Here is a 21,059-nt window from a genome sequence, read left to right on the forward strand (position 1 = left end):
TTTCCGATATCCCCGTTATGTCTGTCTATGTCACAATAATCTTCATCATCATCACTTCATGCGCGGCTCCGCAATATTCGTTACAGAGCACCAGGTACTCGCCCGGCTTGTCGAAGGTATACGTCATATGATTGACTTCGCCCGGAATAACCATCATGTTGATCGTCGTGCCGTTTACCTGCATCCCGTGAACAACATCCTGGCTCGTTACGCTGAAATGGACTTTGGCCCCCAGCGGAATTTCCAGCTTATCCGGCGTAAAGCCGAATGCGAAGGCGATCAGATTGGCTTCGTATTCCTTGTCACCGATCTGCTTCAATCCCGGCTTGTCGAACGGCGGCGTCTGCGCCAGCTTCTCGGGATCGACCGTGTGCCTGTGGCCGCCCGGCGGCTCCATGCCGAGAGAGAATGCCCCGACTCCTACTACGGACAGGAAGACGATCAGCATGGATACGCCGAAGATCAGCCAATATTTTTCTAAACGATGAATATGCATATGCGTGTCAGCTCCTCTGGACCCTACGATTTCTAGTCTTTAACCCCTTACGAGAAACAAAATAAATATGCCGACCCAGCTCAGAACCAAAAACAGACCGAGCAGCATGACCGATGCGAAGGTTCCGCTGAGCACCGGCTCCCTGCGCTCTTCTTTCGTCTGCTTTTTCACGTCCCGGTTGATCTCTTGCAATTTAGCCATTATCTTTCCTCTCCCTTCATGAGGGCTTCTGTTTGATGTCCTCATTGTAGGGGAACGTGGCGCAGCGACTCTATGATATGGATCACAGCGATTGTGAAAGAGTCGTGAACAACGGCACAATCCGGGGTCAAATTGCTGCCGCAAACAAAAAAAGGCCGCCCCGAGCAAACCGGGACAACCTTAATTGGCAAACTGCTTGCCGCATAATTATTGGAAATACGCCTTTTTCACTTCCGTCGCGGCTGCCGCAAGCCCTAGCGAACCGGCCAGCCCTCACGGGTATAAGCCATCTCCCAGAACATGTACTCATAGCGGCTGCTGAGCACAAAATACTGTCGCATCCGCGCCCTGTCCGCCTCGCTGGCCTGTTCGGCCAAAGCGTCAAGCCGCCCGATCTGTTCCTCCACCAGCTCTCGAAACCAGTCTCCACCATACGCAGCAATCCATTCACGGTAGATCGGCTCCTCCGGCGTGCAATGCTGCAGGCGCTCGCCGATTTCATAATACAGCCAATAGCAGGGCAGAATAGCCGCGATAATATCGCCCAGCGAGCCGCTATAGGCAGCCCGCAGCATATGGGAGGTATACGCATAGGCGGTCGGCGCAGGCTCGAAGTTCTCCCTCTCCTCGGACGTGATCCCGAGCAGCCGGGAAAATTTCTCATGCAGCGACAGCTCGGCCTCGTAGGTGCTTTGCGCATGGACCGCCATCCGGTTCACCGTCGGCAAGTCATGAGCTTTGGCGGCGCCAAGCGCCTGTACGCGGGCGAATTGGGACAAATAATAGGCATCGTTCTGCACATAGTGACGGAAGCATTCGAGGGGCAGCGACCCGTCCCCGATCCCCTGAACGAACGGATGGTTGAAGCTCGCTTCCCAGCTGTCCCGGACAGCCTCCCTCAGCCCTGCGGAAAATGTTGTCGTTGCCTGCATAAATGTTTCTCCTCCTCATCTTTCTTCTACTATATTCATTCAATAATTTAGAAGCTCTTACCTGACGTCCGTGATGTCAAACGGCGGCACCTGCGCCGCCAGCCACCAGGCGCATCCCCACAGGCTCAGCATGACGGCCGCAAGCGCCGCATCGCTGCCGGACCAGCCGACGCGGTAATAGTACGTCCTCGCCGCCCCCGAGGCGAAACGCTTCGCTTCCATGGCGACGGCCGTCCGCTGGGCGCGGCGGATGCTCTGGGCGAGCAGCGGGATCGCATAGCGCTTTACCGATTCGCCGAAGCCCCGCAAGCCCCGCCGGGTCTTCACACCGCGAACGAGGAAAGCGGCGCGCAGCGTCCGGTATTCGCCGACCGACAGCCCCATCAGCCGGATCGCGGCCAGGAAGCTGTAGGCGTATTTGGCCGGAAGCCGCAGCTGCTGCATCATCGAATAAAACAGCTGCACGGGATTCGTCGTCAGCGCGAACAGCAGTCCGACGAGCGCCGCATCGACGGTTTTGAAGCCCAGGTGCAGCCCTCGGAAGAAGCTCTCCTCCGAGATTCGAATCAGTCCGTACTGATACCATACGGTCTCCCCCGTACCGAACAGCACCATCGACACGGCGGATGAAACGAAGAGAAGGCCGAACGGCAGCAGGATCAGGAGCAGCCTGCGCGCCGGCTGCCCGCTCGCGGCGAAGAGCAGAACCGTATACATCCACGTAATATGAAGAAGCACGTTGATGTTATGCGTAAAGAGAACAACGATAAAAGCGACCATCGACACGAGCAGCTTGAAGCTCGGATTCACCCGGTGCAGCCAGGTGGATCGTCCCGCCAGTATGTCCAGCATCCTTGCGTCAGCTCCTCTCCCCCATGGTCCCGCACGCGGCAGGTGAAGCGGCTGCTGCGGCAGTCGGGCGCGCCGCCTCGTCAGCCTGTGTTCGCTCGGCCCGACCGCCTCTGGGAACTCTCTCCGTCTTGACGGCGCCGTTCTCCACGGTCCACACCTGCGTGGCAAAGTGCCGGACGATGTCCATATCGTGCGTGACCATCACGATCGTCATGCCGTTCTGCCGCCACTGCTCCAGCTTCTCCAGCAGCGCAAACGTATGAGCCGCATCCTGTCCGAACGTCGGCTCGTCGAGCAGCAGCAGCCGCTGAGCCTTGACCGTCGCGGCGGCAACGGACAGACGGCGCTTCTGGCCCAGCGAGAGCTGGTACGGATGCTGTCCGCGCTGCCCTGCCAGACCGAATTCGTCCAGCAGCGCGGTTACCCCGGCCTCGATCGACTCCTCCGGCTCGCCGTCCCTGCGAAAATTAAAGGCGATCTCTTCGAATACGCTGGAGGAGATAAACTGCAGCTCCGGATTCTGAAACACATAGGCAGCCTGACAGACAACGTCTTCGAGCCGGCTGACCTGCCTGCCGTCCAGCATGTATTCGCCGTGCGTCGGGATCAGCTGCATCAGCGCCGAGAGCAGCGTGCTTTTGCCCGCCCCGTTGCGACCGATCACAGCCACCCAGTCTCCGGGCCAAATGGCGGCCATACCCGCCTCCACGATCTTCAGCTTGCCGTGGCAGCCTTCGAAGCGGCGGAGGCTAAGCAGCGGCTCCCCTGCCGCTTCCGGCGGAAGTCCGGCCGTCTGCGGCAGCCTCCGCTCCTCTGGCGGGAGGCCGGTCTGCAGCCGGCCCGCCATGTAATCCTCCCAGACGCCGGGATACCAGATGCCGCAGCTTTGCAGGTCGCCCAGCCGCTCTCGGAACACAAGAGCGGGCGCTCCATCGGCTTGTATGCGGCCCGCCTCATCAAACATGACTACGCGTCCGACGAAATCCACGATCTCATCGATTTTGTGCTCGACGATGATGACCGTTTTGCCCGCGGTCACACGCTTCACGGTCTCCCAGATTTCACGGGTGCCTTCCGGGTCCAGGAGAGACGACGGTTCGTCGAGAAACCACACGTCCGGCTCCAAAGCGAGCAGAGAAGCCATCGCCAGCCTCTGCTTCATCCCGCCCGAAAGCGAAGCGATCGGCGCATGACTGTTTTCCGGGTCAAGACCGACCCGCAGCAGCAGCTCCGCGATCCGCCTCTTCATTTCCTCCCGGGGCACCTGCAGGTTCTCAAGAACGAAGGCCAGCTCCTCATCCACATAAGGCATGCAGAACTGGGCATCCGGGTCTTGAAACAAATATCCGAAGGAAGCCGGCTTGCCCCGGCTCTCCGCCTTCATGGGCACCTCGACGACTTCCGGGATCAGCCCGGCCAGCGTCTGCAGCAGGGTCGACTTGCCGCAGCCGCTCGGCCCCAGCAGCAGCACCTTCTCCCCTTCCCTGATCGTCAGAGACAAATCCTCGAACAAGAGCGCCCCGCTGCCCGGAAATTTCATCCGCAGCCCGGTTACCCAGACGGCTGCAGCGGCTTCGCGGCCGGCTTGCGTCTGCGAGGCTTCAGCCGTGAGACCGTTGGTCTCTCCGTCGCTCTGCAACTCATTCCCACCGGCTCCACCGGCGCTGCCGGCTTCGTCGCCCTGCAGTTCGTGCCCGCCGGTTCCACGAGCGCTGCTGGCTTCGTCGCTTTGCAACTCATTCCGAACGGCCACCCGCTTCGCTCGTTCCTCTAGCCTATTGCTCATCCGTCCCTCACCTGCCCAACGCGTCAAGATCATCCTGGCTGACCGGCCTGACCAGCTGCGTCACACCTGTCTTCTCAAGCGCCTTGACCAGCGCATAAGCGAGCGTGCCGCAGATCAGGAAAGCTCCGACGAACCGGTACACCACGTATTGAATAAGAAGCCATGGCGAATATTCCGTCAAATAATTGCCGAAAATATCCATGACAAGCGCCCCGATACCTGAAGCGACGCCCGCCAGTCCGGCGACGGCCAGCGAGTAATTGCGGTAGCGGAAGCTGGCGAAGGTAAGCTCGGCGCATAAGCCCTGCGCGATCCCGTAGGTCAGCGAGGATACGCTGTAGTGCGAGGCGAGCAGCATTTCGAACAGAGCGGCTGCCACCTCGGCCAGCAGAGCTACCCCGGGCTTGCGGATAATCAGGAAGGCAACGGCCGCCGCCATATACCACATCCCGTAGATCAGCTGCTCCAGCGGAATGCCCGGCACTTTGAATACATTGTAAACATCCCCCCATACCCGGTATATGATCCCGAAAACGACGGCAATCACGACCGTGACCAAAATATCGGTCAGCTTCAAACCTTTGGACATCTAATTCCAACTCCCTTAAATGATATGGTCCCGGGGCGCACCGTTGCAGCGCCTTCCTCTTTGTCGCGGATTATGCCAAAAAAGCCGCTTCCTATGGCAGGAAGCGGCTTGCGAGCATAAGTAAACGTATCGTACTTGTCTACGCTCTCCACTTCCCTACGCTGGCATCACCCAGATCAGGTTCAGAGGGTCTAGGATCTCGCAGATCCAATCTCAGCCGTCAGGCTCCCCTAGTGACACCCCTATCGTAACATGAATGCCATATTTGTCAACGCCCCTTTTCATCTTGGAGGCGATAGAAATCTTAAAGAAATATTTAGAAAAACTTTCTAGTGTTCTCGGCGAATGTTTGATAAGATAGCCTTACTCTCTTTAAAGCGAGGCGGGGATATTATAAGCTTGAAAGCGCTGTCTTTACATCAAAGGGTCGAGGGGGAGCAATTAATGCACGACACGGTTCATAACGAGCCTGAAGGTTTAGAGATGATGGCTGTTACCGCAAACATGATCGTCAGCTGCCGCTTCTGCACGCGAATCCAATGCGATCCTTCCTGCCGTACGCCCGTTCACTGCACCAAGTGGTCCGGCGCTTGCAGCCCGATTCTGGTCAATCTGGCCGCCTGCATGACCTGCGGAGAATACAAAAATAATAGCTGACGGGCTCCGGCCCGCAGCTCCTGAACCAAGGCGGCCGGAATACGCCGGCGCATCAAGCGGGGAAGCGGAAGCCGGAGAAAAGCGGCAAAGCGCCGAAAAAAAGAGGACTGCAAGCCAAGAAGGCTCCTTCGGGGGCCTTCCCGCTGTTTTTGCCGCTGTTTTGCGGTTGCTTTGTCTCCCGTTCTGTGTCAAGATAATCGGTAGGTTCCATCAATGATCCTGTAGAAATAGGTGACGACTGACCCATATGAAGATTACGTTTTTTCGGCTTTTAACCGAGCTGTCATCTCGCAAGACCGTATCCCGCATTACGGGAGCCTTTGCCAAGTCCCGCGCCAGCCGCGCCTTCATCCCCCAGTTCGCCAAGACTTACGGCATACGGGTCGAGGACGCGGAGAAAGCGGTGCATGAATATGCGTCTTTGAACGATTTTTTCACCCGCCGTCTGAAGCCGGGCCTGCGTCCGGTCGATCCCGCGAAGGGCGTCGTCGTAAGCCCTGTCGATGCGATGATTACCGGCATGGGCCAAATTCGGGAAGGTACGATGCTTAATGTCAAGGGGCAGGACTACACGGTCGAGGAGCTGCTGAATTTTAGCCCGCGACGCATTAACTATACGAACGGATATTTCTACGTGCTCTATCTGAGTCCGACCGACTATCACCGCATCCATACGCCGATAGCCGGAGAGATCATCGAGAAGGAGCATGTGCCCGGCAAGGTATATCCCGTTAACGACTTCGGTCTGAAGCATATGCGTCGTGTGCTGAGCCGCAACGAACGGCTGATTACCTATCTCCAGCACGGAGCCGGCGAGATTGCCGTGGTCAAGGTCGGCGCCCTGAACGTAAGCTCCATCCAGTACGTGTCCCCGCTGCCGAACCGGGTGGGAGCGGGCGATGAGCTCGCTTACTTCGAATTCGGCTCAACCGTCGTTCTGCTCATGGAGAACGGTACGTACCAAGGGCGGTCCGATCTTGCTGTTGGCAGCAAAGTGAAGATGGGCGAAGCGCTCGGCGTCCTGACCAGCCAGTCGGCCGGCACATAGCCGACCCCGGTCTGACGCCGGCGGAGCCACGCTGGCCGGACTCCGCCCGGCACGTCTTGCCCGGCAGCCTCTGAAGCGCCGGTTGGGCGCCGTCTCCTGGCGGCCTGAACCGGCGCGTTGTTTCGCCTTGTGCGCGAATTCGCCCTGATGGCGCGAGTTCCATTTGCGCCGACAACACGGGCCGCCGGACCCGGCAAACAAGCAAGCCGTACGTTCCGCGAGGCAGGTGGGCCCAGCCCCCCTGCCTCAGGGCATTCCCGGCCATATTTCTCTCTACAGGCAAAGGCAGCGGCGCTGCCTTTGCAACATCAAGAAGGAGCAATCAGCATGAACGTTTCCGCTCGGGCTGCGGCGGGCGGTTTGGATGCGCCTCAGACTTCTAGGTCCGAGGCGAAGCCCACCGTCTTCCGTATCCTGCTCGCTATCAGCCTTGTGCATTTGTTTAATGATACGATTCAATCCGTCATTCCCGCCATTCTGCCGATTCTGAAGGATACCATGAAGCTGACCTATACTCAGTCGGGCATCATTGTCTTCACGCTGAATATGACGGCTTCCGTCATGCAGCCGCTGATAGGGATGTACTCGGACCGCAAGCCCCAGCCTTATATGCTTCCGGTCGGGATGTGCTTTACCTTCGTCGGCGTGCTGGGACTGGCGCTGGCGCCAAATTATTGGCTCGTGCTGGCTTCCGTGCTGCTGGTCGGCATCGGCTCCGCCATCTTCCATCCCGAAGGCTCGCGCGTCGCTTATATGGCGGGAGGCAGCCGCCGCGGACTTGCGCAATCCATCTTCCAGGTCGGCGGCAATTCCGGTCAATCGCTGGCTTCCGTCATGACGGCGCTCGTCTTCGCCCCGCTCGGCCAGCTCGGGGCGATCTGGTTCACGGCAGTGGCCGCCATCGCCATCGCCGTACAGCTGTTTATTTCCCGGTGGTACAGCGGTTATATGGCAGCTAATCCGCCCGCTCCGCGCAAAAGCGGAACCCGAGCCGTTGATCCGAGCCGCAAACGGCAGCTGCGTTTTGCCGTCTACATGCTGATTTTTCTTGTGTTCGCCCGTTCCTGGTACCACGCCGGGATTACGATTTATTTCCCTTTTCAGCTGATGGAGAAGTTCAGCATGACGCTGGAGCACGCGCAGGTGTATATCTTCCTGTTCGCCGCCGCCGGGGCAGTAGGAACCTTTATGGGCGGACCGCTTTCGGATAGATTCGGACGCCGCAACATTATTTTCTTCTCCATGCTGGGCTCCGCTCCGCTGGCTCTTGTCCTGCCGTATGCCAATGAATTTTGGGCCTACGTTATTTTGCTGATCAACGGCTTCATTATCTTATCCAGCTTCTCCGTCACAGTCGTCTACGCCCAGGAGCTTATTCCGGGCAAAATCGGCACCGTATCTGGTCTGATCACCGGCTTGGCCTTCGGTCTCGGCGCGCTCGGCGCCGTGGCGCTTGGCGGACTGGCGGACAAATTTCATCTCCAGGCCGTTATGGGCTGGGTCAGCTTCCTTCCGCTGATCGGACTGCTGACTTTCTTCCTGCCATCGGACCGCAAGCTGAAGGAGTGGTCCTCCGAAAGCTAGTCGGCAGCAGGAGTAAGGGCCCTCCGTCTGCTCAGCGCAATTGGACCGGAGGCTCTGCCGCAGCAAGGTCATCCGCCTGCCGCCGGAATGCAGACGGCTAGCTACTTTTAGACCGCCGGCGGGCTTGGAGATGTCCGTGCCGGCTTCAAGGGTGTCAGTCACTGCTGTTTAGACCTGCACATGGCTGGGAGCTAAGCGTACCCAACCCTTTATACGTTTTTTCGTACAAGCTTAATCCTTTTGACCACCGGTCGAGCATATCTATACGATTTTTCGGACAAATCCCCTAATTTGGATCGCCAGCAGGGCAGATTTATACGTTTTTCCGTATAAATCCTATACCTTGACCGCCAAGCGAGCGCATTTTATACGATTTTCCGGCTACAGCTGAAACACACTTATATCGTTCCCCGAAAAGCTTCCGGCGAGGAGCTTTTCTTGCTTACTGCGCCCACCGACGCAGAACCCATTTTCATAGCTGATCCATCCTTATTACGATAAGAAAAGCTCCTGATCGGAGCCTATTCGTGGAAGATACCTTCATGTTTTAGCGGTAGCTTTTCTTGCGAGCAGAAAGTTCCACCGCGCTTTATTGCTTTAGTGAAGTTAAAAAAGACTTGAAGGGTCCGCTGCCCTTTTAAAGCAGCTGCGAACCTTTCAAGTCCCATCCCGATGCTAATTCTGATTCTGCTTCAGATTCTGACACTGTGTTGACTCTGATTCAGATCGTGATTCTGATTCTACTCTAAATTTGATCGGCCGCCGATCCCGCTTCTGCCCCCAGCTCCCCCGCCAGACGCTCCAGATCCTCGCGCGCCAGTGGCGTCACCAGCGCCAGCTCCCGGCTAAGCGCCTGTTCGCTCTGCGCGCGGGCCTCATCCAGCCGACCCAGCTTCCGCAGCGTAAGCGCATGGAAATAGTAGGACTCCGCATACTTCGGAGACTTGTCCATGACCTTGTCGTACATAGCCGCAGCCTCTTCCAGACGGCCCAGCATATAATAGGTCTGCGCCAGATTATCGAGGATCGTCACATCGCTATCATTAAATTCGTACGCTTCCTCATTTAAAGTCAGGGCCTGCTCCAGGTCGCCGTTCAGCAGCTTGAAATAGCCGAGGTTGCCGTAAGCCAGCGTGTTTTTATAGTCTGCCAGCACTTGCTCCATCAGCGCGAGGCCCTCTTCCCTTCTGCCCTGCAGCCAATAGGCCGTAGACAGATTGATCCGGGCCTGCATCATGACTTCCCGGGGCGGCGACGAACGCTGCACCTCGCGGAATATTCCCTCTGCTTCGTCCGGTCTCCCTGCCTTCAGCAGCAGAAACCCGTAGCCGATCCGGTGCTGCGGCATAACCCGCTTCAGCTTGCTCGCTTTCTCCAGCAGCTCCAGCGCTTTTCCCTGATCGCCCTTCATATAAGCCATATTTCCTCTCTGGGCGTACAACGCGGAACGATTCATGAATGCAAACAAACCCGCTCCCAGTACAACGACCCCAAGTCCGAGCGCCCAATGGACCTTGAACAGAAGCACGATGAAAATAATGACGACAGCAACCTGCAACAGCAACTTTACAATTGGCGGCAACCGCTTCTCCTCCTACATACGCTTTTCCTTATTATACTCAAGGCAAGGCAGGAGAAGCCACTTTCTGGGCAAACCCATGTAACGAAGATCGTCGTGGCGCGCCGCAGCCCTGCGCCAGAGGCTTGCGGCCCGTATGCTCGCTGCTGCGGGCAGGGGGGATGCCTCAGCCTTCACCTCCAGCTCTCGGCCTCAGCTCTTAGCTACCAGCTCTCAGTTCTCAGCTACCAGCTCTCAGTTCTCAGCTCTCAGCTACCAGCTAGCAGCTCTCCTGAGCGGCCCCACCCACGCGACACTCAAAACGGCTTGCTAAATCACCCTTCTGCCAATATCGTCTCAATGCGCGCCAGCTCTTCAGCGCTAAAGTCGGGATTCCGCAGCGCGCCCGCGATATCCTCGATCTGGCTGACTCTGCTGGCGCCGATCAGCGCGGAGGTCACCCGCCCCTGCTGCAGCGCCCAGACGACGGCCATCTGAGCCAGCGTCTGGCCGCGCTCTGCGGCCAGCGCGTTCAACAGCCGGGCTTTCGCCACCTTCGCTTCGGTAATATCCTCCGGTCGCAGAAAGACGCTGGCTCCTGCCGCACGGGAGTCCTCGGGGATGCGCTCCAGGTAGCGGTCGGTCAGCAATCCGCGGGCAAGCGGACTGTAGGCGATCGAGCCGACGCCTTCCTCCTCCAGCACCTGCTGCAGGCCCTCCTCCAGCTTGCGCTCGAACATCGAGTAATGCACCTGATGGATCAGGCACGGCGTCCCGAGCGCGCGCAGGATCCGGACCGCCTCTTTCGTCTGCTCGGCATTGTAATTGGAAATGCCGACGTACAACGCTTTGCCTTGGCGTACGGCATGGCTCAGCGCCCCCATCGTCTCCTCCAGCGGCGTATTCGGATCGAAGCGATGCGAGTAGAAAATATCGACATAATCGAGCCCCATCCGCTTCAGGCTTTGATCCAGGCTGGCCAGCATACTCTTGCGGGAGCCCCACTCCCCGTAAGGACCCGGCCACATCCGGTAGCCCGCCTTGGTCGCCACTACCAGCTCATCGCGGTACGGCGCAAAGTCGGCCTTCAGCAGCCGGCCGAACGTTTCTTCGGCCGAGCCGGGAGGCGGGCCGTAGTTATTCGCCAGATCGATATGGGTGATGCCCAGATCGAAGGCGCGCCTGAACATAGCCCTGCCGTTCTCATAAGCGTCATGACCGCCGTAATTATGCCAGAGGCCAAGCGAGATGGCCGACAGCTTGAGCCCGCTCGCTCCGGTCCGGCGGTAAAGCATACCTCCCGTATAGCGTGACTCCTGCGCTTGATAAGTCATTTCCGATTTCCCCTTCCTATGTATCCGTATCCTTATATAGATCAAAATTGCCGGGTCTAAAAGTCCGGTGAACAACTCGCGGCCTGCGGCCGATCGGGCTTACACTCGCTCGCTGTTTCAACTCCCTATCGGCTCTCCGGCCTCTTGTTTACCGGACTTCTACGCTGTCGGGCATAGCCGAATCTGCCGCTTATTCCGTCGTCGCCGTCGCCGACGCTGCGTCAGCAGCTCCCGGGCTTACAGCGGCCGGACATAACGCCGCTTCATAGATAAGCAGCCGCATCGTTTCGTCAAACGCATTTTCCAGCCCATGGCTCCAGCCGGGTTTGTTCAGAATGACATCGCCAGCGCCGACCTCTCGCGTCTCTCCATTGACCGTCATCAGGCCGCGGCCTTCAAGAATCACATAAACTTCTTCATCCTGACCATGCTTGTGATAGCCGATCGAAGCGCCCGGCGGGATCTCCGTATAATACATGAATCGCAGCGGGCTGTCATAGTCGTTGTTGTCGAACAGCCTCACGCCATGCACCAGTCCCTTGCCGCGGTGGCTGGAGCCGGCCCCCAGCTCCGCCTGCAAATAGTTGCGTATGATCATCCCTCAATCCTCCCTATCCCTTGAACGCTCGAAGCTCACTGACTAGCGCGGTGAAAAATCCGGCCCCGGCCGTCTCATAGCGGTCTAGTCGCCGTTCCATTCCTCCGGCAGCCGCGTGAGGCCGACCCGGAACTTCGCCTCTCCGCCAGCTGCGGCCGCCTTCCATCCGCCGTCAGCTGCCGCCGCTTCAAACTTCAGCTGACCCGCGTCGTCCTTGACCACGCTTGCCTTCAACCAGGCGGATTTTCCCTGCTCATAGTCGAATGACTCCCCGTCATCCTCATACATCGTTCCTTCGCCGGGGGCTTCGCCAAAGTGCAGCCATTCCACCTGCGTCCCCTCTCCGCTTGCCGGAGCATGATCGCGTGCGGGAGCCGTCGGCAGCAGCGCGCCTTCTCTCACGAACAGCGGGATCATCTCAAGCCGTGCTTGCACCCGCACAACCTGGCCGCCTTCGTAACGGATGCCTGTTTCCAGCCCGTACCAGACGTCCGGAGGCAGCAGCACCTCCCGCTCCCGCTCGCCGGCGAATACAGGCGCTACCACAAGATCATCGCCCATCATGTACTGGTCATCCCATTCCTTGGCTTGACGCCGGCCGTAAGCCCCTTCCGCCGTGTTGGCGAATTCCGACTCCACGGGCACGGACCGGGCCGCCTTCCGGAAAGCCTCCCCGCTGGAGAAAGCCATAGGCATCGGCCGGAAAGGAGGCGTACCCCCGAAGCGATACTTGGCGAAAGCCGTGTACAGATACGGCAGCAGTCTCATTCTCAAACGAATATAGTGGCGAATCACCGGCTCCGCCTCCGGGTAAGTCCATGGCTTCGTCCCGTCGCCCCAGGCGTTGAGCATCGCCAGCGGGGAGAAGCAGACCGTCTGCATGCGCCGCACCCATTCTTCCGCACTGTCCGCCTTGCGCACCTCGGGGGTCCACAGCAAGCCGCAGAAGGATGCATTGCACAGCGCCCTGACAAACTGCCGGTGGTCGTACAGATCCGAGTAGAGCACATACGGCAGCGAAGAAGCGGCTGCGCCTGACGCGCGAACAAGCCCGTACGTCCGCCTATTGCGACTGCGGTACAGGTCATCCGTCATCTGCTGAAGCAGCAAGCCGTACATCTGTCTCATCTGCTCCCCGTCATGCCCGGAAGGAAAAGCAGCGTGGGCGGGAAACATCCACGAATGGTTGGTCAGGTCGCTGCCGTCGCATTCATCCAGCTTGTAGCCGGCCACGCCGATGGCCACATGGTTCTCGTCATGCTGCTTCTTGTAAATATCGCGCGCCTCGGGCAGCGAATAATCGGGAGCCAGTCCGCCCCATACCGTATGGCTGCCCGACAACGGCTTCAGCTTCTCATAGATGGACGCCTCCGGCGAAACGAAAGGGTGCTCCCACAAATTCACCTGGAAGCCCTGCTCGCCCAGCGTCCGGACAAACCTGGCCGGATCGGGGAAGCGGCCCTTATCCCATTCGTAGGTGACCGGATAACTGCGGCTGTGCCAGCCCGGCTCCAGTCCGATCACATCGCAAGGAAATCCCCGCTTGCGGAACTCCATCGCTTCCTGTTCCGTCTCCTCGTCGCTGTACAGCTTGGGAACGCGATGCCAGAAGCCGAGTCCCCACTTCGGAGGCAGAACGCCGCCTCCTGCATACAAGTTGTAGCGGCTGACGGCATCGGACAGCGTGGGACCGGCAAATAGATAAACATCCGCCCCCTCCTCGGGGAGGCGAATTTCCAGCCTCGGGGAGACAAGCGTAGCTCTCCAGCTCCGGTCCGTATTGCGATCGACCGCCTGCTCCGGCCGGGTATCTTCGGCGCGCAGCGTCGAGCCGGCGTATACCGTGACGATACGCGACGTATCGACCAGCACTGCATACCCTCTATCGCTGACGTAATACGGCATGGGCGCATGCGTTTCACCCGTGTCCTGCTTAGGGTCGCTGTTCACCCGCAGGTAACGGGTGCGTCCCCGCTGATTCATCCGCATGAATTGCAGCCCCATGCCGTACAAAGCCTCCTCCTCCGCCAGCGGGAAGGAAAGCACCCGTGCGGAGCCCGGGCAGTCCAGTCTCACCTCGGCCCGGTCAAAAGGAAGAACGGCCTCGCCGAGCTTCTCCAACGCTCCGCCCATGGGCTTCCGCGCCGTCTGCCGCAGCGGAGTCAACCCGTCCGGCTCCCCTATCGTCATGCGCCATATGCCGGGCGCCATTTGCTCCCAAGCCTGCATCTCATTCACAGCTTCCAGCTTCTTCACCGTTCTTCCACCTCTTCCTCGTGTTAAGCCCGAAGGCGCTCTCCAACAACCGGCTGCACCACATCGATCCAGCCTTCAGCTTCCGCAGACTGCTTGGCCGCCTGCACCAAGGCTTGCGTACGAATATAATCCCGGGCGCTGGTCTCCGGCTCCAGACCATCGGTAAGCGATTGCAGAAAATCGCTGAGCGTATCCGGCGCATGGACGCCGGTGAAGTCATCCCAGCTCTCCGTCTTTTCTTCACGGGCACGGCGAAGCGTCAAGGCTTGCCCGCCAAGCTCAAGGCTTCCCTCTGTACCCTCGATCCGGATATGGCCGGACCATGGCGTCTGCTCGCCCGATGACGCGATAGAACCCGTATAGCCGGCACGGATGCCGCCTTCCAGCTCGATCCACACATCGGCATTGAGCACGGCCCCCGGCTCCTGCCAGCCATGATTCGGATTATATTGGCGCGCGCAGATGCGCGTTCCCTCCGCCCCGGTCAAATACCGGATCAGATCGAAATGATGCACCCCGATATCATCGAGCAGCTGCACCCTATATTGACGCTCCACCCGATGATAACGCAAAAACCGGATATCGATGGACGAGACGCAGCCGATCGCTCCCTCGTCGATCTTCCTCTTCATCAGCCGGATCGCCGGGAAACGGCGGTAATTCTCAGCGATCATAAACGGAATGCCCTCGCGGACCGCCCGGCTGACGACCTCCACCGACTCCTCATAGTCAAAAGCGATCGGCTTCTCGCACAGCACCGGCAACCTCCGATCGAACGCTGCATGATTAACGATCGTATGAGCGGATGGGCTCGTGACATTCACAAGGAAATCCGCCTGCTCGCGCTCAAGCGCCTCCTCCAGCGACGTGTAGAACGGGTATGGGTCCGTCCCCATCTTCTCCCGCATCGCAGGAACCGTCTCTACGACGGCCGCCAGCAGGCCCTGCGCCTTCAGCCGCTTGTACCAGCTGTAACCGGCCGAGCCAAGCCCCACCAAAATAGCCTTCCTCATGCCGTCTCCTCCTCCCCATCGGATATGCCGTACCGCGCAGCGGCGCTCGCATACAGCCACTGCTCCGCCACGGCCAGCGCCGTCTCTTCATCCAGCCAGCCCGTCTCCACCTGGCTGTGCAGAAATTCGCCGAGCAGTCGTTTGACGAGCATAATTTTACCGAAGCTCCACTCGATGCACCGGGCGTCGGAGACGATGAGAGAGCTTTTGCTCGCGGCAATGGCCTCCAGCCGGTACTGCATGCTCTGCCGGTATGTACTTGCGCGGAAGTTATACCACCACATGCCTCCGATGTGGACATTGGGAAAGTTCCAAGCGGCTTGAACCGCGTCCAGGTTATTCATCTCCGAGGCCAGCACCAGCTCGAACGGACAGGCATACCGCTCAAACAAGCCGCACAGCTTCAGAATGCGAGCGGGGTCGCCCGCCGGCAAAGGCTCTCCGCACCAGGAGCGCTCCACGCCAAGCAGCAGCTGCACGGCCAGCCCTTCCTGTTCGGCGGCTTCACCGATTACATGCAGCACCCGCATCAACGCGCCGTCTCCATCCAGGCTGCCGGTTGCGGCAGTCGAAGCGTTCGCCGACGCTTCATACCGGGGCAGCGTCGTCATGATGCCCGGGCAGCCCGTCTGCCGGAAGGAAGCCAGCAGCAGCCGGATGTCCTCCGCCTTCTCAGCGGCCGTGAGCTCTGGAGCCGGAGCCTCGCGGATCGACTTGACCCACTCCGCGATGCGTCCGTCGATGCGTGGCATCCAGATCGCATCCGCGCGCATTCCTGCGAACCTCCTATGGTCGCGGTGGTTCACTACGGAGCGCCGGATGCCGGCGCGATCCGCCACCTGCTGAGCCCAGGCAGGGTCAGCCGCCGAAGCCCGTATCGCAGCATCCGCCTCCCTGACCGACGCTTCATCCCGAAGCTCCAGGCCATGCAGCTGCTTGATGCTGTAAGTGAAAGCCCAATTCATCAGCGTATTGCGGCTGGCCTGGTAGGCTTTCAGAAAAGCTTGAATCCGCTCCCGCTCCGGCAGCTCCGCCGCATAGGCCGGATAACCGGCCGACTGCAGCTCGCGGAACAGCCAGAAGTAGTCAGCCAGCTCCCAAAAGTCTTTTGCGGCCAGACGGTCGCCGACCAGATGCGTATGCGTGTCCAGCACAGCCATCCCCATCACGCGGGATATCCACTCCTCGCGGTTCATTGGTCTGCTCCCTTCGCTTGCTAAAATATGGAGGGCCGAAAGCCCACACCTTCTATCATAACCCAGTCCATGGGGTATCGTGATTGCTTAATTTACGATCGCATGTGTTCTTTTACGATAAAATCCAGTTCACACATCCTGCGAACCCCTTCCTCCATCTCCTCTTCGCTCAAATCCGAGAAATGAAAATAGGCTCCCTGCCGTCCGGCTTCGGCCCCCGACTCGGCAGGCGGGGCATCCGCCCACAGAACGCCTGCCGTCCGGCACGCGGACCGGTAAGCCTCGTAAGCGGCAGGTCCGCCCTTCCACCAGCCGAACAGGTGCAAGCCCGCATCGCTGGGGACCCAGTCGAACAGGCCGGACAGCCTGCTCTGCAGCAGATCGGCCAGGCGCGCAAACTTCCGGCCGTACGTCCGCTTCATGCGGCGCAGATGCCGCTCGTAGCCTCCGCTGGCCATAAAGGCGGCCAGGGCCCGCTGCTCCAGGACGTTGGAGGATACCGGCTCGTACAACGCCTGGGCAAGCACAAACGGCTTCACAAGCGGCTCGGGCAATACGGCATACCCGATGCGCAGAGAAGGAGGCATCGTCTTCGTAAAGCTGCCGACGTAGACGACCCGGTTCTCGCGATCCAGCGCCTTAAGCGGTTCGATGCTCCGTCCCCGATGGCGGAACTCGCTGTCATAATCGTCCTCGACGATAACTGCCCGTCTGCTGCTCGCCCAGGCAAGCAGCGCCTGACGCCGTTCCAGGCTAAGCACCGCCCCGGTAGGAAACTGCCTCGAGGGGGTGACGAACAAGGCGCGGGCCTCCCACTCCTCCGGCCGGATACCGGCGGAGTCGACGGCTGCGTCAATGACATGGCCGCCTGCCGAGCGGATAGCTCTACGGACTCCGGAGTAAGCGGGCGTCTCCGCAACCGCTCGATCGCCCGGATTCAATACAAGCTGGGCGATCAAGGCCAGCGCCTGCATCGAACCGTGCACGACGGCTATATGGTTGGCCTGGGCTCTGAGCCCGCGGGTGCGCCGCAAGTACATGGCAATCGCCTCCCTCAGCCTGTTATCGCCTTGCGCTCCCGAGCCGTCACCTTCCCCGCGTCCCTCTTCCGCGCGAATCTGCGCGTACAGGCACCGGTTCCATGCCTCGCGCGGGAACAGCCGCCGATCCGTCCTGCCCGAAGCGAAATTTATAATGGCGCTCTGCGCCTCGGCGGCCTGCAGCCTGGGTTCCGACGGCGGCTCTGTCAGTCGCTGTGCCCAAGCGGACAAATGAAAATCGTCTTCGGCCTCCTCAGCAGGCGAATGCGCGGCAGGAGGCGCGTAGCGGTAAGCAACGGAGGTCCCGCGTCCGACCGAACTGACGACGTACCCCTCGGAAGCAAGCGTCTCATATACCTGGTTGACCGTGCCGCGGGACAAGCCGTACAAGGCAGCCAGCTCGCGCGTCGACGGCAGCCTCATCCCGAAGCCCAGCCTGCCGTTCACGATCGTATCGCGCAATGCCTCGTACAGCGCCTCATGCTTCGTAGGATGCCTGCGTGCGTACGCTTCGTAAGGAATCGGAAAATCCATATTTCTCCTCCTCTTTTTTTTCACATAATGGTCCAATAAAAATAATAGAAATTGGATCTTTTCTATGGTCATTGAATTGATTATAGTTCCTCTATCAGCTAATTGGAATGGAGCGTTTATGATGAATCTCTCAACCCGTCCGATCTGCCGGCTGGCGGATCTTTCCGATATCGCGGACATCGCCGTGTTATTCGACGCTTACCGGCAGTTCTACGGACAAACGCCGGATCTCGCGGGCGCCGAAGCTTTCCTGCGTACCAATCTGGAGAAGGGCTTCTCTGTGCTGTACAAAGCTGCGGAATCCGCAGAGCCGGGAGCAGCCGTTCTGGGCTTCGCCCAGCTGTATCCGACCTGGTCGTCGATATCGATGAAGCGCGTCTGGACGCTTAACGACTTATTTGTTCTGCCGCACGCCCGGGGACGCGGCGCAGGCCGAAGTCTGCTGGAGGCGGCGGCCGGCTACGCCCGTGGCACAGGAGCCAAGGGCATCGAGCTGGCAACGGCAACCGGCAACGCGCGGGCCAGACAGCTGTACGAGCAAGCCGGATATGCCGAGGATACGGAATTTGTTCACTATTTTCTTAACCTGGAGGGTTTATAATGCGCAGACGAGACTTCGAGATGACTGAGGAACAGGAGATGGAAGCCTTTCTGGCGGAGATGAGCTGGGGGGTGCTGGGAACGCAGGGCGAGGATGGGTGGCCGGAGCTGACGCCCGTCAATTTCGTTTATCACGAAGGGGCCGTGTATTTCCATGGCAGCAAGATCGGACAGAAAATGGCCAATCTGAAACACCATAAGCAGGTTACGTTCTCGGTGGCGCAGGAGTTCGCCCGAATCCCTTCTTATTTCGTAGATCCCAAGCTGGCCTGTCCGGCCACGGCTTTCTTCAAGTCGGTGCTGATCAAGGGCTATGGCGAGCTGCTGGAGGATTTGCAGGAGAAAGCAACGGCTCTGTCCGCCTTCATGAGCAAACTCCAGGCGGAAGGCGGCTACGAAACGATCGACCCCGAGGACGCCGACTATGTCCCGCAGCTCCGCGGTACGGCCGTCGTGCGTATCCGGATCGAATCGATGACCGCCAAGTTCAAGTTCGGACAAAATCTGAAGGACGGGCAAAGAAGCAAAATTACAACCGGCCTGGAGGGACGGGACGGCCCGCTCGATGCGGAGACGCTCGCTCTGATGAAACGCTATTGCCCTCATCACCGCGGGGAGGCTTAATTTAGCTTGGTCCCGGCTCGGCTTGGGGTGACGCCCGTGGCAGCGCAGCCCCGGGTCCAGAGCCCGGCACCAGCGGACCGGCTGTCGGCGCCCTATGCAGCCAGCCGCCAAATGGAGGAGGAGGGAGCGGCCGGCTCCCAGTCCTCATAAAGAGCCCGGACGCTAGTCTCAGCGCCCGGGCTCTCTGCCGCGCCCTCCGGTCGGGCGCGCTCCATACTTCAACCAGCCGCGCTTGGCGGCAGGCCCAGCTTTAGGCATGCTCCGCATGCGCTTGGTGCAGCCTGCTGTAGATGCCGCCCAGCGCCATCAGCTCCTGATGGCTGCCCTGCTCGGCGATGCCTTGCTCGTTCACGACTACGATGCGGTCCGCATTGCGGATCGTCGTCAGCCTGTGAGCGATGACAAGCGTCGTCCTGCCGATGGCCAGCTCGGCGAGCGACTTCTGGATCGCCGCTTCGGTTTCCGTATCCAGGGCCGATGTCGCCTCGTCCAGGATCAGGATCGGCGGATTTTTCAGAAACATCCGGGCAATGGACAACCGCTGCTTCTGACCGCCCGACAGCTTCACGCCGCGCTCGCCGATCACCGTGTCCATGCCTTCCGGCAGCTTCAGGATCAGCTCCTCCAGCGAGGCGCGCCTGGCGGCCTCCCAGATCTGCTCCTCCGTCGCGTTCAGATCGCCGTAAGCGATATTTTCCCGGATCGTGCCGGCGAACAGAAATACATCCTGCTGAACAATCCCGATATGCTTGCGCAGCGACTGCAGCTTGATCTGCCGGATATCCCGGCCGTCGACCGTAATCCGGCCCCCGGTTACGTCGTAGAAGCGGGGCAGCAGGCTGCAAATCGTCGTTTTCCCCGCCCCCGACGGGCCGACAAAGGCAATCGTTTCCCCGGCATGGATGCTCAGATCGATTCCATGCAAAATATCGCGCCCCGGCTCGTATCCGAAGGTCACCTGCTCGAAGCGGATCTCTCCCTGCACGCCGCTGAGGTCCACCGCATCCGGCGCATCCGCGATGTCCGGCTCGGTATCGATAACTTCCGTGTACCGCTTAAAGCCCGCGATTCCCTTCGGATAACTTTCGATGACGGCATTGATCTTCTCGATCGGCCGGAAGAAAATGTTCGAGAGCAGCAGGAACGCCATAAACTCCCCCATCTCCAGCTTGCCCTGGATGAAAAACCAGGCTCCGCAGATCATGACAAATACCGTGATCAGACGCATCATCATATAGCTGACCGAGATGCTTTTGGCCATCGTTTTGTAAGCAAGCAGCTTGGTCGCCCGGAAGTTCTGGTTGTCCACCGCGAACAGCTTGTTCTCATGCGCTTCGTTGGCGAACGACTGCACGACGCGGATGCCGCCTACATTGTCCTCGATCCGCGCGTTGAAATTGCCGACATCGCCGAACAGCCGCCGGTACGTCTTGGTCATCCTTCGACCGAAGAAAATGATCAGCCAAGCCATGATCGGGATAATGATAAAGGTCAGCAGCGCCAGCTCCAGGTTGATATACGCCATCAGCGTAAATGCGCCGGCCAGCGTCATCACGGCGATGAATACATCCTCGGGGCCGTGATGGGCCACCTCGCCGATATCGTTCAGATCGTTCGTAATCCGCCCGATCAGATGGCCGGTCTTGTGATTGTCGAAGAAGCGGAAGCTCAGCTTCTGGATATGCTCGAACATCTTGCGGCGCATATCCGTCTCGATATTGACCCCGAGCATATGCCCCCAATAGGTGACAATATAATTGAGCGCTGTATTCAAAGCGTAAATAGCGAGCAGCGCCAGACAAGCCAATACGATGACCGGCCAGTCTTGTCCGGGCAGCAGATCGTCGATAAACTTGCTGACCGCAAGCGGAAATGCCAGCTCCAACAATCCCGCAATAATCGCGCAGGTGAAGTCCAGCAGAAAAAGCCCTTTGTACGGTCGGTAATATGAGAAAAACCGGCGAAGCATCATGCGTGTAACCCTCCTCTGCCTGCCATCATATAAGATATGCCGGAATCGCGCAATACTTTTTGGACTTATGAAACGGCAAAGCCGTTCCTCCTCCCTGTCCGAGGAAGAGAAGCGGCTTTTTGCTGCCAGGCCAAAATCCAAATGCGAAGCTGGCCTGTCCTGTTTATCGGACAGGCTTCGCTCATAGCA

General features: G+C 59.3%; 19 protein-coding genes and 1 riboswitch. Of the genes, 5 read left to right on the top strand and 14 right to left on the bottom strand.

The window, feature by feature from the left end; genetic code table 11:
* Positions 1-25 precede the first annotated feature (25 nt).
* The 6 genes from BLR08_RS14700 to BLR08_RS14725 all read right to left on the bottom strand — a co-directional run bounded on the left by BLR08_RS14700 (position 26) and on the right by BLR08_RS14725 (position 4,856).
* On the bottom strand, positions 26-496 hold the full coding sequence (locus tag BLR08_RS14700; protein WP_072330469.1) for a cytochrome c oxidase subunit II: 471 nt from the start codon (positions 494-496) through the stop codon (positions 26-28).
* 39 nt (positions 497-535) lie between these two features.
* A complete protein-coding gene (locus tag BLR08_RS14705) occupies positions 536-697 on the bottom strand; it encodes a cytochrome c oxidase subunit 2A (RefSeq protein WP_090586179.1) in 162 nt (53 codons plus the stop codon).
* A 254-nt stretch (positions 698-951) separates the two neighbouring features.
* The gene (gene tenA / locus BLR08_RS14710) at positions 952-1,629 is read right to left on the bottom strand and encodes a thiaminase II (RefSeq protein WP_072330467.1); all 678 of its coding nucleotides are present in this window, start codon (positions 1,627-1,629) and stop codon (positions 952-954) included.
* 57 nt (positions 1,630-1,686) lie between these two features.
* On the bottom strand, positions 1,687-2,481 hold the full coding sequence (locus BLR08_RS14715; RefSeq protein WP_072330465.1) for an energy-coupling factor transporter transmembrane component T family protein: 795 nt from the start codon (positions 2,479-2,481) through the stop codon (positions 1,687-1,689).
* A gap of 7 nt (positions 2,482-2,488) precedes the next feature.
* A complete protein-coding gene (locus tag BLR08_RS14720; protein ID WP_083537135.1) occupies positions 2,489-4,021 on the bottom strand; it encodes an ABC transporter ATP-binding protein in 1,533 nt (510 codons plus the stop codon).
* Positions 4,022-4,274: 253 nt separating this feature from the next.
* Complete coding sequence (locus tag BLR08_RS14725; RefSeq protein ID WP_072330461.1) at positions 4,275-4,856, bottom strand: ECF transporter S component; 582 nt, start codon at positions 4,854-4,856, stop codon at positions 4,275-4,277.
* A 136-nt stretch (positions 4,857-4,992) separates the two neighbouring features.
* Positions 4,993-5,098: riboswitch (TPP riboswitch) on the bottom strand.
* 202 nt (positions 5,099-5,300) lie between these two features.
* On the opposite strand from BLR08_RS14725, the gene BLR08_RS14730 reads away from it, so the two are divergent.
* The 3 genes from BLR08_RS14730 (at position 5,301) to BLR08_RS14740 (ending at position 8,145) form a co-directional block, all read left to right on the top strand.
* Positions 5,301-5,513: a hypothetical protein gene (locus tag BLR08_RS14730; protein ID WP_072330459.1), complete on the top strand. Its 213-nt coding sequence runs from the start codon at positions 5,301-5,303 to the stop codon at positions 5,511-5,513.
* A 247-nt stretch (positions 5,514-5,760) separates the two neighbouring features.
* On the top strand, positions 5,761-6,561 hold the full coding sequence (asd, locus tag BLR08_RS14735) for an archaetidylserine decarboxylase (protein WP_072330457.1): 801 nt from the start codon (positions 5,761-5,763) through the stop codon (positions 6,559-6,561).
* Between the two features lie 327 nt (positions 6,562-6,888).
* The gene (locus BLR08_RS14740) at positions 6,889-8,145 is read left to right on the top strand and encodes an MFS transporter (RefSeq protein WP_072330455.1); all 1,257 of its coding nucleotides are present in this window, start codon (positions 6,889-6,891) and stop codon (positions 8,143-8,145) included.
* 745 nt (positions 8,146-8,890) lie between these two features.
* Here the strand turns inward: BLR08_RS14740 and BLR08_RS14745 are convergent.
* The 7 genes from BLR08_RS14745 to BLR08_RS14775 all read right to left on the bottom strand — a co-directional run bounded on the left by BLR08_RS14745 (position 8,891) and on the right by BLR08_RS14775 (position 17,674).
* Positions 8,891-9,727 carry a tetratricopeptide repeat protein gene (locus tag BLR08_RS14745; RefSeq protein WP_072330453.1) on the bottom strand — a complete coding sequence of 279 codons (837 nt, stop codon included), beginning with the start codon at positions 9,725-9,727 and terminating at the stop codon, positions 8,891-8,893.
* A 311-nt stretch (positions 9,728-10,038) separates the two neighbouring features.
* A complete protein-coding gene (locus BLR08_RS14750; protein WP_072330451.1) occupies positions 10,039-11,037 on the bottom strand; it encodes an aldo/keto reductase in 999 nt (332 codons plus the stop codon).
* Positions 11,038-11,227: 190 nt separating this feature from the next.
* Positions 11,228-11,635 (bottom strand): cupin domain-containing protein, encoded by a 408-nt coding sequence (locus BLR08_RS14755; protein WP_083537077.1) that lies wholly within the window; start codon positions 11,633-11,635, stop codon positions 11,228-11,230.
* Between the two features lie 84 nt (positions 11,636-11,719).
* Positions 11,720-13,891: a glycoside hydrolase family 31 protein gene (locus tag BLR08_RS14760; RefSeq protein ID WP_256257608.1), complete on the bottom strand. Its 2,172-nt coding sequence runs from the start codon at positions 13,889-13,891 to the stop codon at positions 11,720-11,722.
* Positions 13,892-13,914: 23 nt separating this feature from the next.
* Positions 13,915-14,904: a Gfo/Idh/MocA family protein gene (locus tag BLR08_RS14765; RefSeq protein ID WP_072330449.1), complete on the bottom strand. Its 990-nt coding sequence runs from the start codon at positions 14,902-14,904 to the stop codon at positions 13,915-13,917.
* Complete coding sequence (locus BLR08_RS14770) at positions 14,901-16,100, bottom strand: hypothetical protein (protein ID WP_072330447.1); 1,200 nt, start codon at positions 16,098-16,100, stop codon at positions 14,901-14,903. The genes BLR08_RS14765 and BLR08_RS14770 overlap by 4 nt, the downstream gene beginning before the upstream one ends.
* A gap of 92 nt (positions 16,101-16,192) precedes the next feature.
* Positions 16,193-17,674, bottom strand: a complete 1,482-nt coding sequence (locus BLR08_RS14775) for a MocR-like pyridoxine biosynthesis transcription factor PdxR (RefSeq protein WP_072330445.1) — start codon at positions 17,672-17,674, stop codon at positions 16,193-16,195.
* 121 nt (positions 17,675-17,795) lie between these two features.
* Here BLR08_RS14775 and BLR08_RS14780 point away from each other — a divergent pair, with 121 nt between their 5' ends.
* A complete protein-coding gene (locus BLR08_RS14780; protein WP_072330443.1) occupies positions 17,796-18,275 on the top strand; it encodes a GNAT family N-acetyltransferase in 480 nt (159 codons plus the stop codon).
* Entirely contained in the window at positions 18,275-18,898 is a 624-nt protein-coding gene (locus tag BLR08_RS14785; RefSeq protein WP_072330441.1) for a pyridoxamine 5'-phosphate oxidase family protein, read from the top strand. The genes BLR08_RS14780 and BLR08_RS14785 overlap by 1 nt, the downstream gene beginning before the upstream one ends.
* Positions 18,899-19,148: 250 nt before the next feature.
* Here the strand turns inward: BLR08_RS14785 and BLR08_RS14790 are convergent, their stop codons facing one another.
* Entirely contained in the window at positions 19,149-20,867 is a 1,719-nt protein-coding gene (locus tag BLR08_RS14790; protein WP_072330902.1) for an ABC transporter ATP-binding protein, read from the bottom strand.
* Positions 20,868-21,059: the final 192 nt, after the last annotated feature.

Origin of the sequence: Paenibacillus sp. cl123 (assembly GCF_900101595.1) — a bacterium.
In the GTDB taxonomy this organism is placed as follows: Bacteria; Bacillota; Bacilli; order Paenibacillales; family NBRC-103111; genus Paenibacillus_G.

Coding starts and splice junctions, on each gene's coding strand:
- BLR08_RS14790 (WP_072330902.1), bottom strand. CDS start 20,867: ATGCTTCGCCGGTTTTTCTCATATTACCGACCGTACAAAGGGCTTTTT.
- BLR08_RS14755 (WP_083537077.1), bottom strand. CDS start 11,635: ATGATCATACGCAACTATTTGCAGGCGGAGCTGGGGGCCGGCTCCAGC.
- BLR08_RS14770 (WP_072330447.1), bottom strand. CDS start 16,100: ATGAACCGCGAGGAGTGGATATCCCGCGTGATGGGGATGGCTGTGCTG.
- BLR08_RS14765 (WP_072330449.1), bottom strand. CDS start 14,904: ATGAGGAAGGCTATTTTGGTGGGGCTTGGCTCGGCCGGTTACAGCTGG.
- asd (WP_072330457.1), top strand. CDS start 5,761: ATGAAGATTACGTTTTTTCGGCTTTTAACCGAGCTGTCATCTCGCAAG.
- BLR08_RS14740 (WP_072330455.1), top strand. CDS start 6,889: ATGAACGTTTCCGCTCGGGCTGCGGCGGGCGGTTTGGATGCGCCTCAG.
- BLR08_RS14715 (WP_072330465.1), bottom strand. CDS start 2,481: ATGCTGGACATACTGGCGGGACGATCCACCTGGCTGCACCGGGTGAAT.
- BLR08_RS14725 (WP_072330461.1), bottom strand. CDS start 4,856: ATGTCCAAAGGTTTGAAGCTGACCGATATTTTGGTCACGGTCGTGATT.
- BLR08_RS14785 (WP_072330441.1), top strand. CDS start 18,275: ATGCGCAGACGAGACTTCGAGATGACTGAGGAACAGGAGATGGAAGCC.
- BLR08_RS14750 (WP_072330451.1), bottom strand. CDS start 11,037: ATGACTTATCAAGCGCAGGAGTCACGCTATACGGGAGGTATGCTTTAC.
- BLR08_RS14780 (WP_072330443.1), top strand. CDS start 17,796: ATGAATCTCTCAACCCGTCCGATCTGCCGGCTGGCGGATCTTTCCGAT.
- BLR08_RS14720 (WP_083537135.1), bottom strand. CDS start 4,021: ATGAAATTTCCGGGCAGCGGGGCGCTCTTGTTCGAGGATTTGTCTCTG.
- BLR08_RS14700 (WP_072330469.1), bottom strand. CDS start 496: ATGCATATTCATCGTTTAGAAAAATATTGGCTGATCTTCGGCGTATCC.
- BLR08_RS14705 (WP_090586179.1), bottom strand. CDS start 697: ATGGCTAAATTGCAAGAGATCAACCGGGACGTGAAAAAGCAGACGAAA.
- BLR08_RS14730 (WP_072330459.1), top strand. CDS start 5,301: ATGCACGACACGGTTCATAACGAGCCTGAAGGTTTAGAGATGATGGCT.
- BLR08_RS14775 (WP_072330445.1), bottom strand. CDS start 17,674: ATGGATTTTCCGATTCCTTACGAAGCGTACGCACGCAGGCATCCTACG.
- tenA (WP_072330467.1), bottom strand. CDS start 1,629: ATGCAGGCAACGACAACATTTTCCGCAGGGCTGAGGGAGGCTGTCCGG.